The 15,985-nt window shown below is 63.0% G+C and carries 14 protein-coding genes, 1 pseudogene and 1 riboswitch; of the genes and pseudogenes, 9 read left to right on the top strand and 6 right to left on the bottom strand.

Features of this window, described 5'->3' with window-relative positions; all coding sequences use genetic code 11:
• Positions 1 to 133 precede the first annotated feature (133 nt).
• On the bottom strand, positions 134 to 2,146 hold the full coding sequence (locus tag NKJ78_RS19345) for an acetyl-CoA carboxylase biotin carboxylase subunit (RefSeq protein ID WP_352459093.1): 2,013 nt from the start codon (positions 2,144 to 2,146) through the stop codon (positions 134 to 136).
• Between the two features lie 237 nt (positions 2,147 to 2,383).
• On the opposite strand from NKJ78_RS19345, the gene NKJ78_RS19350 reads away from it, so the two are divergent.
• From NKJ78_RS19350 to NKJ78_RS19375, 6 genes are all read left to right on the top strand, one after another.
• The gene (locus NKJ78_RS19350; protein ID WP_023738973.1) at positions 2,384 to 3,511 is read left to right on the top strand and encodes an S-(hydroxymethyl)glutathione dehydrogenase/class III alcohol dehydrogenase; all 1,128 of its coding nucleotides are present in this window, start codon (positions 2,384 to 2,386) and stop codon (positions 3,509 to 3,511) included.
• Between the two features lie 122 nt (positions 3,512 to 3,633).
• Positions 3,634 to 4,203 (top strand): S-(hydroxymethyl)glutathione synthase, encoded by a 570-nt coding sequence (gfa, locus tag NKJ78_RS19355; protein WP_023691150.1) that lies wholly within the window; start codon positions 3,634 to 3,636, stop codon positions 4,201 to 4,203.
• Between the two features lie 64 nt (positions 4,204 to 4,267).
• Positions 4,268 to 4,741, top strand: a complete 474-nt coding sequence (locus NKJ78_RS19360) for a YaiI/YqxD family protein (protein ID WP_023667588.1) — start codon at positions 4,268 to 4,270, stop codon at positions 4,739 to 4,741.
• 20 nt (positions 4,742 to 4,761) lie between these two features.
• Positions 4,762 to 5,454, top strand: coding sequence for a DUF1345 domain-containing protein (locus NKJ78_RS19365; RefSeq protein WP_023738974.1), 693 nt, complete (start codon positions 4,762 to 4,764; stop codon positions 5,452 to 5,454).
• Between the two features lie 136 nt (positions 5,455 to 5,590).
• Positions 5,591 to 6,466 carry a cytochrome b/b6 domain-containing protein gene (locus NKJ78_RS19370; RefSeq protein WP_023738975.1) on the top strand — a complete coding sequence of 292 codons (876 nt, stop codon included), beginning with the start codon at positions 5,591 to 5,593 and terminating at the stop codon, positions 6,464 to 6,466.
• Between the two features lies 1 nt (position 6,467).
• Positions 6,468 to 7,259 carry a molybdopterin-binding protein gene (locus tag NKJ78_RS19375; RefSeq protein WP_023738976.1) on the top strand — a complete coding sequence of 264 codons (792 nt, stop codon included), beginning with the start codon at positions 6,468 to 6,470 and terminating at the stop codon, positions 7,257 to 7,259.
• Between the two features lie 152 nt (positions 7,260 to 7,411).
• Here the strand turns inward: NKJ78_RS19375 and NKJ78_RS19380 are convergent.
• Positions 7,412 to 8,414 (bottom strand): annotated as a pseudogene (locus NKJ78_RS19380) (hypothetical protein).
• A 199-nt stretch (positions 8,415 to 8,613) separates the two neighbouring features.
• A riboswitch (glycine riboswitch) is annotated at positions 8,614 to 8,700 on the top strand.
• Positions 8,701 to 8,849: 149 nt separating this feature from the next.
• On the opposite strand from NKJ78_RS19380, the gene gcvT reads away from it, so the two are divergent.
• The 3 genes from gcvT to gcvP are packed head-to-tail and all read left to right on the top strand — an operon-like array spanning position 8,850 to position 13,152.
• Positions 8,850 to 9,950 carry a glycine cleavage system aminomethyltransferase GcvT gene (gcvT, locus tag NKJ78_RS19385; RefSeq protein ID WP_023691145.1) on the top strand — a complete coding sequence of 367 codons (1,101 nt, stop codon included), beginning with the start codon at positions 8,850 to 8,852 and terminating at the stop codon, positions 9,948 to 9,950.
• Between the two features lie 5 nt (positions 9,951 to 9,955).
• Complete coding sequence (gcvH, locus tag NKJ78_RS19390; protein ID WP_023681591.1) at positions 9,956 to 10,324, top strand: glycine cleavage system protein GcvH; 369 nt, start codon at positions 9,956 to 9,958, stop codon at positions 10,322 to 10,324.
• Between the two features lie 17 nt (positions 10,325 to 10,341).
• Positions 10,342 to 13,152 carry an aminomethyl-transferring glycine dehydrogenase gene (gcvP, locus tag NKJ78_RS19395; RefSeq protein WP_023738977.1) on the top strand — a complete coding sequence of 937 codons (2,811 nt, stop codon included), beginning with the start codon at positions 10,342 to 10,344 and terminating at the stop codon, positions 13,150 to 13,152.
• A gap of 12 nt (positions 13,153 to 13,164) precedes the next feature.
• Here gcvP and NKJ78_RS19400 read toward each other — a convergent pair whose 3' ends face one another.
• The 4 genes from NKJ78_RS19400 to NKJ78_RS19415 all read right to left on the bottom strand — a co-directional run bounded on the left by NKJ78_RS19400 (position 13,165) and on the right by NKJ78_RS19415 (position 15,897).
• On the bottom strand, positions 13,165 to 13,518 hold the full coding sequence (locus NKJ78_RS19400) for a GGDEF domain-containing protein (protein ID WP_245260431.1): 354 nt from the start codon (positions 13,516 to 13,518) through the stop codon (positions 13,165 to 13,167).
• A complete protein-coding gene (locus NKJ78_RS19405) occupies positions 13,416 to 14,306 on the bottom strand; it encodes a hypothetical protein (RefSeq protein WP_352459094.1) in 891 nt (296 codons plus the stop codon). The genes NKJ78_RS19400 and NKJ78_RS19405 overlap by 103 nt, the downstream gene beginning before the upstream one ends.
• Before the next feature lie 142 nt (positions 14,307 to 14,448).
• Positions 14,449 to 14,919, bottom strand: a complete 471-nt coding sequence (locus tag NKJ78_RS19410) for a hypothetical protein (protein WP_023681594.1) — start codon at positions 14,917 to 14,919, stop codon at positions 14,449 to 14,451.
• A gap of 132 nt (positions 14,920 to 15,051) precedes the next feature.
• Positions 15,052 to 15,897: a PA3715 family protein gene (locus NKJ78_RS19415; RefSeq protein WP_245260433.1), complete on the bottom strand. Its 846-nt coding sequence runs from the start codon at positions 15,895 to 15,897 to the stop codon at positions 15,052 to 15,054.
• Positions 15,898 to 15,985: the final 88 nt, after the last annotated feature.

Genomic DNA, 15,985 nt, shown 5'->3' on the forward strand with positions numbered 1-15,985 from the left:
GTTCGAAATTCGCTCTGGCGAGTCATATGATGGTGGTTTCGAGAACCGGAGCGCAGCGGCCATTGGTCCGTGAGCACGGGAAGCGCAGAAACCACCTTCAGATGGCCGCCGGAGTAGAATTTCCAAACAATCTCTAGGCGAACTCCATGATCACCGCATCGACAGCCAGGCTGTCACCCGGCTTGGCGTTGAGCTTCGACACGACAAGATCGCGGTCGGCGCGCAGCACGTTTTCCATCTTCATCGCCTCGACCACGGCCAGCGTCTCGCCGGCCTTGACCTCCTGCCCCTCGGCAACCGCGATCGACACGACCAGGCCCGGCATCGGGCAAAGCAGCATCTTGGACGTGTCCGGCGCCACCTTCTCCGGCATCAGCCTTTCCAGCTCCGCCGTGCGCGGCAGCATGGCGCGTGCCCTCACCGACATGCCTTTCCAGGCAATGCGCAGGCCGTTCGGCGCCGGCCTGATCTGCGCCGTGACCTTGCGGGCACCGACAGTGCCGCGCCAGATGAGGTCGCCCGGCCGCCAGTCGGACGCCACCGTCAGCGCTTTGCCGCCATCGACCGACAGATCGATTTCCATCGGAATGGAGATCATGCCCTCGATGATCGAAGCCTGGAGATAGTCGTCGCCGAGCTTCACCACCCAATCGCGCTTGAGTGCGCCCGAATGCGGCGCCAGCCGCCCGCCCAGCCGGTCGAGCCGGTCGCGGCGCAGAAGCTCGACCGCGGTGGCGATCGCCGCCAGCACTGCCTTTTCATCGCCATTGGGCACGATCGACGCGAAGCCGTCAGGATATTCCTCGGCGATGAAGCCCGTCGATATCCGCCCCTCGCGCCAGCGCGGATGCTGCATCAGCGCCGCCAGGAAGGGGATGTTGTGCTCGATGCCGTCGACGACGAAACTGTCCAGCGCTTCCGACATGGCGTCGATTGCCGCCAGCCGCGTCGGCGCCCAGGTGCAGAGCTTTGCCACCATCGGGTCATAGAACATCGAAATCTCGGAGCCTTCGGTGACGCCGGTGTCGTTGCGGATGAAGATGTCGCCGAACGTGCCCTCCTCCGGCGGCCGGTAGCGCGTCAAACGGCCGATCGAGGGCAGGAAATTGCGATAGGGGTCCTCGGCATAGATCCGGCTTTCCACCGCCCAGCCGTTCAGCTTGACGTCGCTCTGCTCGATCGCCAGCTTCTCGCCGGCGGCGACACGGATCATCTGCTCGACCAGGTCGATGCCGGTAACAAGCTCCGTCACCGGATGCTCGACCTGCAATCGTGTATTCATTTCAAGGAAATAGAAGTTCTTTTCAGCATCGACGATGAACTCGACGGTGCCGGCGCTCTGGTAGTCGACCGCCTTGGCCAGCGCCACGGCCTGCTCGCCCATGGCCTTGCGCGTCCTGGCATCGAGGAATGGCGACGGCGCCTCTTCCGCAACCTTCTGGTTCCGGCGCTGGATCGAGCATTCGCGCTCGCCGAGATAGAGGGCGGTGCCATGCGCGTCGGCCAGCACCTGGATTTCGATATGACGCGGATCGACGACGAACTTTTCGATGAAGACGCGGTCGTCGCCGAACGAGCTTTTCGCCTCCGAGCGCGCCCGGTCGAAGCCGTCGCGCACTTCCGACTGGCTCCAGGCAATGCGCATGCCTTTTCCGCCACCGCCGGCCGAGGCCTTGATCATCACGGGATAGCCGATCTCGCCGGCGATCTTTTCGGCATGGTCGGCATTTTCGATGACACCAAGCCAGCCCGGTACCGTCGACACTTCTGCGGCATTGGCGAACTTCTTCGATTCGATCTTGTCGCCCATCGCCTTGATCGCCTTGGGTTTCGGACCGATGAAGACAATGCCCTCAGCCTCAAGCGCTTCGCAGAAAGCGGCCCGCTCCGACAGAAAACCGTAGCCGGGATGCACGGCCTGCGCGCCCGTCTCCTTGCAGGCGGCGATGATCTTCTCAGCCAGGAGATAGCTTTGCGCGGCAGGCGATGGGCCGATATGCACGGCTTCGTCGGCCATTTCGACATGCACGGCGTCGCGATCGGCGTCGGAATAGACCGCGACGGTGGCAATCCCCATCCTGCGCGCCGTCTTGATGACGCGGCAAGCAATCTCGCCGCGATTGGCGATCAGGATTTTCGTGAACATCGAAGGCGCTTCCTCGGGTCTTTCGTCCTTCTTATGGGCTTCGGCAGCCGGGCTCAAGCTGCCGGCAGCGCACCCATCAAGACACTCCCGGCCCGCCAGGCCCGTGCCGCGAGGCGAAGATCGGGCTCGCCGACGACTGGGGCCAAGATTTGCGCCATATTTGGTCGCCAAATCGGGTTGAAACAGTATAAAAACCCTGAAAGCCTGAAGACCAATCGCCTTGGGAGGAATTGCCTGATGAAAACCCGCGCCGCTGTCGCTGTCGCCGCCGGAAAGCCGTTGGAAATCATGGAGGTCGACCTCGACGGACCGCGCGAAGGCGAGGTGCTGGTCGAGATCAAGGCGACCGGCATCTGCCACACCGACGAGTTCACTTTGTCGGGCGCCGATCCCGAAGGCCTGTTTCCGGCAATCCTCGGCCATGAAGGCGCTGGCGTTGTCGTCGATGTCGGCAAGGGCGTCACCTCGGTCAAGAAGGGCGACCACGTCATCCCGCTCTACACGCCGGAATGCCGGCAGTGCCCATCCTGCCTGTCGCGCAAGACCAATTTGTGCACCGCCATCCGCGCCACGCAGGGCCAAGGCTTGATGCCCGATGGCTCCTCGCGCTTCTCGATCGGCAAGGACAAGATCTTCCACTATATGGGCTGCTCGACCTTCTCCAATTTCACCGTTTTGCCCGAGATCGCGCTCGCCAAGGTCAATCCCGACGCCCCCTTCGACAAGATCTGTTACATCGGCTGCGGCGTCACCACCGGCATTGGCGCTGTCATCAACACGGCCAAGGTCGAGCAAGGCGCAACCGCCGTTGTGTTCGGCCTCGGTGGCATCGGTCTCAACGTCATCCAGGGCCTGAAGCTTGCCGGCGCCGACATGATCATCGGCGTCGATCTGAACAACGACAAGAAGGAATGGGGTGAGCGCTTCGGCATGACGCATTTCGTCAATCCGAAGGAGATCGACGGCGACATCGTCCCTCACCTCGTCAACATGACCAAGCGTGGCGCCGACCAGATCGGCGGCGCCGACTACACATTCGACTGCACCGGCAACACCAAGGTGATGCGCCAGGCGCTGGAAGCCTCGCATCGCGGCTGGGGCAAGTCGGTCGTCATCGGCGTTGCGGGCGCCGGCCAGGAGATTTCGACGAGGCCATTCCAACTGGTCACCGGCCGCACCTGGATGGGCACCGCCTTTGGCGGCGCACGCGGCCGCACCGACGTGCCAAAAATCGTCGACTGGTACATGGACGGCAAGATCCAGATCGACCCGATGATCACCCATTTGCTGAAGCTGGAAGACATCAACAAGGGCTTCGACCTCATGCATGAGGGCAAGTCGATCAGGAGCGTCGTCGTTTACTAAGTGCGATCAGCAAAAGTGGCGCCCGGTTTTGCGTCCGATCGCACACCAAACGGAGGAAGAACAAGCCGCCGACCGAAGGGCCAGCGACTGAAGTTGCACAGGTTCAACAAGGGAGGAAGACAATGCCTGAGAAACTGCATCCGAAAATCGACAATGGCCTGCCGAAGGAAAGCGCAAGCTTTGCCGGCGGCACGCTGGTCTGTGCCTGCACCAGCAAGCCGGTGAAGGTGACGGTCAAGGGCCAGATCGCCCACAACCATGCCTGCGGCTGCACCAAATGCTGGAAACCGGACGGCGCGGTGTTCTCGGTCGTGGCGGTCGCCGGCACTGGCGACGTCACCGTCACCGAGAATGGCGACAAGCTGAAGGTGGTCGATCCGGCAGCGTTGATCCAGCGTCATGCCTGCACCGGTTGCGGCGTCCACATGCACGGCCCGGTCGAGCGCGATCATCCGTTCAAGGGTCTGTCCTTCATCCATCCCGAGCGCTTCGAGGAAGACGGCTGGTCACCGCCGGGCTTCACCGCTTTCGTCTCGTCGATCATCGAATCCGGTGTCGACCCCAAGCGCATGGACGGCATTCGCGGCCAGTTGAAATCGATCGGCCTCGAACCCTATGACTGTCTCAACCCCGGCCTGATGGATTACATAGCCACCTGGACGGCGAAGAAGTCGGGCGCGCTGCCGGCCTGACAGTACGAGATTTCTGGCATGGGGCCGGGTAACATGCCGGCCCCATGTCCGTTTTGGAGAGATAATGCCCGCACCCGCCATCTACGTCGACGCCGACGCCTGCCCGGTGAAAGCCGAGGTCGAGAAGGTCGCCGAGCGCCATGGCGTGGTCGTCACCTACGTCTCCAATGGCGGGCTGCGTCCGTCGCGCGATCCTATGATCCGCAACGTCGTCGTCTCTAAAAGCGCCGATGCCGCTGACGATTGGATCGTCGGGAACGCAAAACCCAACGACATCGTGATCACCGCCGACATCCCGCTTGCCGCTCGCACCGTGGCGCTCGGCGCGCATGTGCTTGGGCCAACCGGCCGGCCTTTCACGCCGGAGACCATCGGCATGGCGGTTGCAATGCGCGATTTGAAGCAGCATCTGCGCGAAACCGGCGAGAGCAAGGGCTACAATGCCAGCTTTGCGCCACAGGATCGCTCGCGTTTCCTGGGTGAGCTCGACCGTATCTTGCGGCGCGCGCTGAAATCCGTCACACCCGACCAGACGTGAAGCACCATCCGAGGTCGGGTATGGCCGACATATCGCCGAATAACCCCTTGCAGCGGCACAAGCAGTTCTTTGTGTCGCTAGCCGTCGGTCTGGTCGTATTTGCCGCGGTATTGCCTTTGATTGGATCGCTCCCCGTCTCCACGCGGCTTGCCTATTCGATCTCGATTGCCGCCGATTCCTTCTTCGTCGTCTTCATCGCGCTCGTCATCGCCAAGATGCCGCTGCTGTCCGGCCGCTATCTCAGCAAGAACGCGCGCGAACTGGACCTCCCAGTGCTGGGCATCTTTGCCATCACGCTCGGCATCGTCGCCATGGCCATTGTCCTGCTGTTCCTTTTGATCAATCACAAGGATCGCGACCCCATCGAACTCGGCTTCGCCATGCTGTCGATCCCGCTTGGGTGGTTCACCATCCATGCCATGGCCGCCCTCCACTATGCGCATGTCTACTGGATGGACGGCGACGCGATCGATGCCGAAACCAAGAAGAAGATACCGGTCGGCGGCCTCGATTTTCCCGGCGGCAAACGGCCGGACGGTTGGGACTTTCTCTATTTCGCGACGGTGATCGGCATGACCGCGCAGACCGCCGACACCGCGATCACGACCTCGCATATGCGCCGCGTGGTGCTTGTCCATTCGATCCTGTCGTTCTTCTTCAACGCCGTCATCGTCGCCGCCGTCGTCAATCTCGCGGTGAGCCTCGGCAATTGAGTATCCGTGCCCGCGATAAACCCGTGCCCGTAATAAAAACGTGACCGCATGAAACATCGCTTTCGATAGCGACGTATTGGGAGGACAAGGACGAGCGCGGCCATCCCAGGATCGCGCAGCCGGAGGCGAGGAAAAGATGGAAACCATTACCGTGAGTCAGCCCGGCGCAGGCGTCGATGCCGCCTCAACGAAGGATGCGACGCTGATCTACCGGCAATCGCGCTGGACCCGCCTGACGCACTGGCTGTGGGCGATCTCGCTGTTCTTCATGCTTTTGTCCGGCCTGCAGATCTTCAATGCCCGGCCGCAGCTCTACATCGGCAAGCAATCCGGCTTCGAGTACAACAACACCGTCTTTGCCATCGGCGCCGAAAACACCGCCACCGGCTCGCGCGGCTATACCGAAATCTTCGGCCATCGCTTCGACACCACAGGCGTGCTCGGCTGGTCGGGCCCGGCCGGGCAGCAAACGTCGCGTGCCTTCCCGTCCTGGGCGACAATCCCGTCCTATTACGATCTCGGCACCGCCCGCGTCGTGCATTTCTTCTTCGCCTGGATACTGACAACCACCTTGGTCGTCTGGCTGGTCGCCAGCCTGGTCAACGGCCATCTGCGCCGCGATCTGGCGCCGCGCCTTGACGATCTCAAGCGGCTGCCGCAGGACATCATCGAGCACGCCAAGCTCAGGTTCCACCACACACGCGAATACAACACGCTGCAGAAAATGGCCTATGGCGGCGTACTGTTCGTGCTGTTGCCACTCATGATCATCACCGGCCTTGCCATGTCGCCGAGCATGAACTCGGTGCTGCCCTGGCTCAACGAACTGCTCGGCGGAAGGCAGACGGCGCGCACCATCCATTTCACGGTGATGGTGCTGCTGGTCGGCTTTTTCATCGTCCATATAATGATGATCCTCGCCGCCGGCCCGATCAACGAACTGCGCTCGATCATCACCGGCTGGTACCGCACCGATCCGCCAAGGCATGGCGACACCGAGAGGAGTGCGTGAGATGGCCAAATTCCAGATCAGCCGCCGAAAGTTCCTGACGGGCGCCGGCCTCGGCGTTTCCGGCATCATGTTGTCGGGCTGCGATGCCTTCGACAGCCAGCTCGGCATGGGCGATGGCCTGCGCAGTTTCCTCGAAAACGCCAATGGCCTGACCTACCGCGCGCAACGCTGGCTTGCCGGCCGCGATGCTCTGGCGCCGGAATTCACCGAGGCCGACATCCGCCAGCCGCAGCGGCCGAACGGCGTCACCGCGCCCGAGGATGACACCTACAAGGGCCTGCTCGCCAACAATTTCGCCGACTGGCGGCTGGAGGTAACGGGCCTGGTCGAAAAGCCGCTGTCGCTCAGCCGCGAGCAGTTGGAGAACATGCCGAGCCGCACGCAGATCACCCGCCACGACTGTGTCGAAGGCTGGAGCTGCATCGCCAAATGGACCGGCACCCCGCTGTCGCTGGTGCTCGACCAGGCTGTGGTCAAGCCGCAGGCCCGCTATGTCATGTTCCACTGCCTCGACACGATCGATCGTAGCCTCTCCGGGGAAATCAAATATTATGGCACCATCGACCTGATCGATGCCCGCCACCCGCAGACGATCCTCGCCTACGGCCTCAACGGCAAGCCGCTGCCGGTCGAAAACGGCGCGCCGCTGCGCGTGCGCGTCGAACGACAGCTCGGCTACAAGATGCCGAAGTATCTCTACAAGATCGAGCTCGTCGACAGTTTTGGCAATACCGGCGGCGGCCGCGGCGGCTATTGGGAAGACAATGGCTATGACTGGTATGGCGGGATTTGATAGGCCTCGCATTCTGACCGAGCACGATCTGACTCCGACCGAACCGAGCTTGCCTGAGGAAGCCGGTTTCGAGCGCGTGGCCGAACTTGGCGATTGGCCTGAAGACACTCCAATATCGTCCTCTGCAAAACGGTCGCAGAAAACGGCGCGGCTTAAGCAACCTTGTCGAGCAGCGGCTTGAGCGCCGGATGTATCTCGGGCGAGGCGAGTTTGATCAGCGTCAGCAGCGCGCGTTCATTGTCACGCAGCGGGCGGTCGGTGCCGATGCGATCGGCCAGCCATTTCGCCTCGCTGGCGGCGATCGTCTCGGCGCGGCGCGCGAGTGCCTCGGCGGCACGGTTCTTCGACTCCCATTCGGCCTCGATATCGCCGGGCGAACGATAGGCTTCCATGATGCCGGCCAGTCCGCCCGACACCATGCGGCTGAAGAAGCCACCAATTTCGGGCTCGGCCTGGTCCAAGAAACTGTCACGACGCAGCGCCACATCGCGCGTCGGCGCTTCGTAGCCGGCCGAACACATGACGAAATTGGCGAGCGCCTTGACGAACAGGTCGTTCCAGGACGGGTCGTTGTGGGCCGCTGCGGTCTGCTCGTTGATCTGGAACAGCACCTCGGCCTCAACCCGTGTGATGGCAATGTTACCGTCGCCGCCATAGGCATGGAGAATGCGGCGCAACAGATCGACCTCTGCCTTGGCGACCAGCCCGGGAACCAGCGCGCCGCCGAGCATCAGTGGTCCCTTGCCGTCGACCACCGCGTTGGCGACCTGCTCGAGCGCATAGGCGGAGAGCCGGCCGGGCGATGATTTCGCCCTTTCCAGCACATGCACCAGCAGCTCCAGTTCGGTCACACTGTCGACCATTCCGTTGCGCGAGATGGTCTGGATCAGCCAACCGGCATTGTCTTCAGAGATATAGCCTGCCGGCTTTTCCTGGTAGACGATGTAGTCGGTAACGGCCTCGACGAAGAATTCAGGCCATTGCGGGCATTTGTCCGTCGCTGTCGCATCGAGCGCGAACAGTGCTTCAGCCTCGCCGCGCGTCACCACGCCGTCAGCGAACACTTCGCGACGCAGCATGACGACATCTTCCGCCGTGATGCGGTCCTTTCGAGGCCAGCCCCGCCACCGGCGCGCTCCCGATCCGTTCGCCCATCTGTCAATCCCCATCCGCCGTGCCCAACGCAATTGCCGGCCAAACCGTCAGCCCAGAATATCGCCATTGTCTTGAAAAACCGGCAAACGGCGTGGTTAGCGAAGACTGTAAAGACGACGCGCTTTACGTGTCGCTGGCAGGTGACAAGGTGTCGCCGACAAGCTATGGATGGCGCGTCGAGGGCTTAAGTTTTGAGTCCTACCTGTTTGCGGGAGAGAGCAGCGCGAGCTGCCGCCGAAGGGGAAATCGCCCGAAATCTCTCAGGCAAAAGAACCGTAGACGGGAAAGACACTCTGGAAAGTCGGGGCTTGCCCCCGCGCCGAAGGTGTAAGCGTCGCCGACAGAGTTCCGGTTGCGCGAGTCTCTCAGGCTTCAGACAGAGGGGCACGGACTGGTCGCCAGCAGCGGCCGATTGCGTGCGACTCTGGAGATGACATGACGGGCGACGACACCAAACACCTTCCTCTCGAAGATCTGCACACCGCCGCCGGCGCACGCTTTGGCGCCTTTGCGGGCTGGTCGATGCCGCTGACCTATCCGGCCGGCGTGATGAAGGAGCACCTTCACACCCGCGAACATGCCGGCCTGTTCGACATTTCGCATATGAAGCTGTTCGCTGTCAGCGGACCGGGCGCTGCGGCACTGCTCAACCGCGCCAGTCCGCTCGATGCCGGCGCGCTTGAGATTTCACAGTCCAAATATAGTTTCTTCCTCAACGAGGCCGCCGGGATCATCGACGATCTGATCGTCACCCGGCTCGGCGCCGAGCGCTTCATGGTGGTCGCCAACGCCGGGAATGCGGTCGAGGACGAGAAGCATTTGCGTGCGCTGGCCGCGGACTTCGACGTCAAAGTCGATGCGCTCGACCGCGTCTTCCTGGCGATCCAGGGGCCGGAAGCCTGGGCTGCCTTGTCCCGCGCCGGCATCGAGACCGGCTCACTCTTGTTCATGCATGGCATCGAGCCGAAGCAAAACTGGTTCATGAGCCGCTCCGGCTACACCGGCGAGGACGGCTTCGAGATCGGCCTGCCGGAGGCGGATGCGCGCGCTCTGGTCACGAAACTGCTCGAGGACGAGCGTGTGTTGTGGATCGGCCTTGCTGCCCGCGACTCGCTGCGGTTGGAGGCCGGCCTGTGCCTGCACGGCCAGGACATCACGCCGGAGATCGATCCGGCGAGTGCCGGCCTGATGTGGGCGATCCCCAAAGATCTCCGCGCCGGCGGGTCCTTCATCGGCGCCGATGCGCTGCGGTCCATCCTGGAGCGCGGGCCGTCGCAAAAGCGCGTCGGCCTGAAGCCGGACGGCCGCCAGCCGGTGCGCGCCGGCGCTGCTTTGTTCGATGCCGACGGCGATCCGGCCGGCTACGTGACATCAGGCGGCTTCGGCCCGTCGGCCGGCCATCCCGTCGCCATGGGCTATGTGTCAACGGCCTTGGCCAAGCCGGGCACGAAACTGTTCGCCGACGTTCGCGGGACGAAAATCCCGGTCGATATCAGTTCCTTGCCCTTCACTCCTCATCGCTACCGCAAAGGATAATTCCGATGGCAAAAACCTATTTCACACAAGATCACGAATGGCTGAGCGTCGAGGGAGGCATCGCCACCGTCGGGATAACCGACTATGCGCAGGAACAGCTTGGCGATCTCGTCTTCGTCGAACTGCCTCAAATCGGCACCAAACTCAGTAAGGGCGACACCGCCGTGGTCGTCGAATCCGTCAAGGCGGCATCCGATGTTTATGCGCCGGTTGATGGCGAGATCACCGACGCCAACGGCGCGCTGTCCTCGGACCCGTCGCTGGTCAACTCCGCTGCGACCGGCGACGGCTGGCTGTGGAAGATGAAGCTCGCCGACGAAGGCCAACTCGCAGGCCTCATGAATGAGGCCGCCTACAAAGCCCATATCGGTTGACATCAGGACCTATTGCCATGAGCGCAGCACTTACCCCCTTCTCGGCCCGCCACATCGGTCCTGATGTAAACGACGTCAGAGCCATGCTTGCCGTGATCGGCGTTCCCTCCGTCGAGACGCTGATCAGTCAGGCCGTGCCGCAGTCGATCCGCCTCGATCTGCCGCTAGCCCTTCCCGCGCCGGCCAGCGAAGCCGAAGCGCTGGCCGAATTGGCTGCGACCATGGCAAAAAACAGGGTGCTGAAGAGCTTCATCGGCGCCGGCTATCACGGCGTCCATGTGCCGCCGGTCATCCAGCGCAACCTGTTCGAGAACCCGGCCTGGTACACCGCCTATACGCCCTACCAGGCCGAGATCAGCCAGGGCCGCCTGGAAATGCTGTTCAACTTCCAGACCTTGGTCACCGAATTGACCGGCCTGCCGGTGGCTTCGGCCTCCCTGCTCGACGAAGCGACGGCGGTGGCCGAAGCGGTCGGCATCGCGCTGCGCCATCACCGCGACAAGCGCACCAAGGTGGCGCTGGCCGGCACGCCGCATCCGCAGACGCTGGACGTCGTGCGCACCCGCGCCGAGCCGCTCGGCATCGAGATCGATGGCGAGACCATCGACGACAACACCGCCGCCCTGCTGGTCTCCTGGCCGGACACGTTTGGCGTCTATGGCGACCACAAGGCGGCGATCGAGAAGGCTCGCGCCACCGGCGCCGTGGTCGTCTTCATCGCCGATCCGCTTGCGCTCACGCTGACCGAAGCGCCGGCCAGGCTTGGCGCCGACATCGCCGTCGGCCCGATGCAGCGCTTTGGCGTGCCGATGGGCTTTGGCGGCCCGCACGCCGCCTATTGCGCCGTCTCCGACAAGCTGACCCGGCTGATGCCCGGCCGCCTCGTCGGCCAGTCGATCGACAGCAAGGGCCGTCCCGGCTATCGCCTCGCCCTGCAGACGCGCGAACAGCATATCCGCCGCGACAAGGCGACCTCCAACATCTGCACCGCGCAGGCGCTGCTTGCCAACATGGCGACCGCATACGCGATCTGGCACGGGCCTACTGGTTTGCAGGCGATCGCAGCCCGAATTCATGAGCTCGCCAACGGCCTCGCAGCAGGCCTGAAAACCGCTGGTGTTTCCGTGCTCGGCTCAAGCCGTTTCGACACGGTGACGGCCGAAGTGAAGGGCAAGGCAGATTCGATCGCCGCTGCCGCTGAAAAAGGTGGCCGGCTGCTGCGCGTCATCGATGCCGACCGCATCAGCATCGCCTTCGACGAAACCTCGACCGAGGCGGATCTCGAGGCTATCGCCGCCCTGTTCGGCGCCAAGTCCGGCGCTACTGAGGCCGGCGCGATGCCCGGCAAGCCGCGCGGCAAGGAGTTTCTGACCCAGCCGGTTTTCCGCGAAAACCACTCCGAGACCGACATGATGCGCCTGCTGCGCAGGCTAGCCGACAAGGATTTGGCGCTCGACCGCACCATGATCCCGTTGGGCTCCTGCACCATGAAGCTCAACGCGGCGGCCGAAATGACGCCGGTCAGCTGGCCTGAAGTCGCCAACCTGCATCCCTTTGCGCCGGCCAGCCATTCGGCCGGCTATCGCGCCATGGTCGGCGAGCTGGAAGGCTGGCTGGCGCAGATCACCGGCTTCGACGCCGTCAGCCTGCAGCCCAATGCCGGCAGCCAAGGCGAATATGCCGGCCTGCTCGCCATCCGCGCCTATCACCGTTCGCGTGGCGAAGGCCATCGCACCATCTGCCTGATCCCCCAGTCCGCGCATGGCACCAATCCCGCGAGTGCGGCGATGGCCGGCATGAGCGTCGTCGTCGTGCGTTGCCTGGAGGACGGCAATATCGACATGGACGATATGCGGGCCAAGGCCAACGAGCATTCGAAGAATCTCGCAGCCCTGATGTTCACCTATCCCTCGACGCACGGCGTCTACGAAGAAGGCGCGCGCCACCTGTGCGCTCTCATTCACGAGCATGGCGGCCAGGTCTATTTCGACGGCGCCAACCTTAACGCCCTGGTTGCTTTGGCGCGGCCCGCCGATATCGGCGCCGATGTCTGCCACATGAACCTGCACAAGACCTTCTGCATCCCGCATGGCGGCGGCGGTCCGGGCGTCGGTCCGATCGGCGTCAGGGCGCATCTGAAACCCTATCTGCCGGGTCATGTCACCGAAGGTTCGGCGCATGCCGTGTCCGCTGCCCCGTTCGGCAGCGCTTCCATCCTGCCGATCACCTGGATGTACATCCGCATGATGGGCGCCGCCGGCCTGAAGCAGGCGACGGAGACGGCGATCATCTCGGCCAATTATGTGGCGACGCGGCTCGCGCCGCACTTCCCGCTTCTCTACAAGGGCAGGCACGATCGCATCGCGCATGAATGCATCCTCGACACGCGCGTCCTCAAGGAGAGCGCCGGCATCAGCGTCGACGATATCGCCAAGCGGCTGATCGATTACGGTTTTCACGCGCCGACCATGTCGTTCCCTGTCGCCGGCACGCTGATGGTCGAGCCCACCGAGTCCGAGCCCAAGCGCGAACTCGACCGGTTCTGCGAGGCGATGATCGCCATCGCCGGCGAGGCAGCGAAAGTGGCGAAGGGCGAATGGCCGATCGAGGACAACCCGCTGGTCAATGCCCCGCACACGGCGGCCGAAACCCTTGCCGGCCAGTGGACCCACCCCTATTCACGGCTGGAAGCGGCCTACCCCGCCGGCGATGTCGATACAGCGGGCAAATACTGGCCGCCGGTCTCACGCATCGACAATGTCGCCGGCGACCGCAACCTCGTCTGCTCCTGCCCGCCGCTGTCGGAATATCTCGGCGCCGCAGAATAACACTCTGGCCTGTCAGGCTGAGCGCAGGGCCGGTCCGTCGGCTTTGCCGTTGAGAACAAGCACGCGATTTCGCCCGGCGTTCTTGGCCGCGTAGAGCGCCCGGTCGGCCTCGGCCAGCACTTCATCCAGGCTGCTGCCGTCTTCCTTGCCAAAGCCAATGCCGCCGCTGACGCTGCTGCGCAACGGCCCGCGCGGCGTCGGCACCACTTCCGTGCCGAAGGCGACGCCGATCCTGCTGGCGAGATCGTAGGGCTTGTCTTCGGTCATCCGAGACATGACCAACGCGAACTCCTCGCCGCCCAGCCGGAAGGCGTCGACGCCAACCCTGTCATACTTCTTGATGACTGCGGCGAAACGGCAGAGCACCCGATCGCCGACGGGATGGCCATAGACATCGTTGGTTCGAGGTCGAACATGGCGACCGACATGAACGGGCCGAAGACGCGCTCGCGATAGAGCGAGTTCAAAGCCCGCCGGTTCATCAGACCGGTCAACGGGTCGGTCAGGGTCTCGGCCTTGAGTTCGATCTGTGCCTGCAGATGATGCAGCGACAGCGTCAGCGCGCCGAGAGCCGTCATGCAGGCGACCGCCACGACCGAATTCAACCGCTCGGCCCAATTGTCGGGTGCGACGCCGAGCACCCACTGGCCCTTAACCAGAAGCACGGCGCCGCAGAGCCCGAAGGATACGCCGCAGACGCCGCTTAGCGCCGAAACGACCAGCAGAATGCCGCGATCCTGACCGCCCTTGATCCAGAACATCACCCCTATCGAGGCGAGCAGCACTGTTACCGTCGTATAGGTGAGGATGAAGCCGACACCATCGAAACCGAGATAGGTCACGCCGGCGCAGACAGCCATCGCAAGCAGGGCCGGCAGGACAGCGCGACTGTAGTTGCGCACACCGAGATATTGCATGGCCGAAAGTGAAAGCGCCAGGAAACCGAGGCTGAGCAGCGCCAACGCTGCCTGACAAAGCAACGGAGTGGGCTCCCTCCAGAAGACGATGACGTGGGCGACAAGGACGAGAATGCCGCACGCCACGGTCAGCACGAAGCGTGCACGCGGCGCCGTGAACCAGATCACAAACATGGTGACGCTCAGGCATGTGCCCGACAGCGCAGCCGCCAGCAATAGCGAACTGAAATCCAGCATGGATGAGCGGCAATCTTTGGGATCTTCGATTTGTGGCGCATCATAGGCATGCAACCGGCCGGAGATACCGTTTTCGGCCGGTTTTCAAAGCAACCTACCGACAGGGTTTACAAAGCGTCGACTGCCGTCCCCGCGAAGAGTCTCAGCCCTTGTTGAGCAGCGCCAGATTGGCGTTGATCACGCTCGGGTCGGCCATTCCGGCCCTTGCTTCCATGAGCAGCGCCCTCGCCTTCTTCTTGTTGCCGCGCAGCAGCTGCGAATAGCCCATATTGTTGACAATCTGCGGCTTGCGCCCGGCAACCTTCAAAAGCTGGTCGTAGGCGCGGTCGGCGAAGTCGAAGCGGCCGAGTTCGTCATAGGAGGCGGCAAGCCCCATCCATCCCTCGGCACTGTCGGCCTTCAGTTCCACGGCCTTGCGGAAATGCTGTTCGGCAAGGCCGTAATTGGCCTCGCGGAACTGCGCCTTGCCTTGCGCAAGGTCGGAGGTGCTGACGTCTTTTGCCACCGGTTGGATCGACGTGGTCTTGGTCTTATCGACGTTCTCAGTCGTACAGCCGCTGACCATCAAGACGGCCGCTAGCGCGGCCATTGCCGTGAAAATTCTGTGACGCATGCCCCTGGCCCCAATCGCCCGATTTACCGGGTCGTTCTTCAGGAGGCAGACTACAACAGGGCAATTAAACTTCAGTGCTGAAACGCCCCTAAAATTTGGTTTCGGGCACACCGGCCATTAACCAGCCGAGGGCTAGTTCGGCTCCATCGACTTGAGCCCCGCCGGAAACTGATAGCGGCTGCCGTCATAGCGCAGCCGGTAGGTTCGTTTCATGGACCTTCCGGGATGGGACTGGCACTCGCCATTCTTGTCGACAGACGGATTGTCGGTGTCCAACCGCTCGAACACTGTGATGTCGTGATAGCCGTGATGTCTCGCCGGGCTCATTGCCAGGCTGACCCGGCTGGATTGAAAGGATCCTGCGCAATTGGTGTCGCCTTCGCCGCCAAAGCCGGCCACGATGATGCCGTCGAGCACCAGGCGCAGATCACCGCCGTCAAGGGCATAGAGCCGCAGGTCGGTTTCGCTGAAGGGATTGGGCCGCGAATGACTCGCCATTTGGATGCGCAGGCCAAAGCCGGTGACACCGGGCGCCAGGCCATAGCGGCCGGTATCGAAGTCGACCTTGTTGATGGCGATGGCATCATCGGTCATCAGCCCGGGCTGGAGCAGGCGCTGGCGCACCTGCCGGGTCTTCCTGTCGACGACCAGAAGGTCGACATCGCCGACATGCCCGTCGTCGCTGGATTGGCTGCTGTGGATGAGCGGCACCGCGACCAGCAACAGATCGTCATGGGCAGGCCATATCTTGCAGACGAGGCCAAACGGCGTATCCGGGAGCGTCACGGCGATGCTGGTATGGGGTTCGAGCGTGAACGAGGCGCCGTCTGCGCTCTTTTGGGCCCTGGGATAGGCCTGTTGCACCAGGGCGGCAGCATCGCCGCAATCGTCGGCCGCGGCCGAGGCCGGCGACAGACTGGTGGCGGCCAGGCCGAGGAAAGCGGTGCACCAGACTATTCGCATGGACGGCTCACTCATTTTGCTTTGCGGATTTTGCCGAAGGAGAGCGACCGAACCGGCCGGGTTTCGACATCCAGGTGAAGCGTAGTTGGAGTGAGTAACCGCA

The organism is Mesorhizobium sp. M0037 (assembly GCF_040323635.1).
GTDB lineage: Bacteria > Pseudomonadota > Alphaproteobacteria > Rhizobiales > Rhizobiaceae > Mesorhizobium.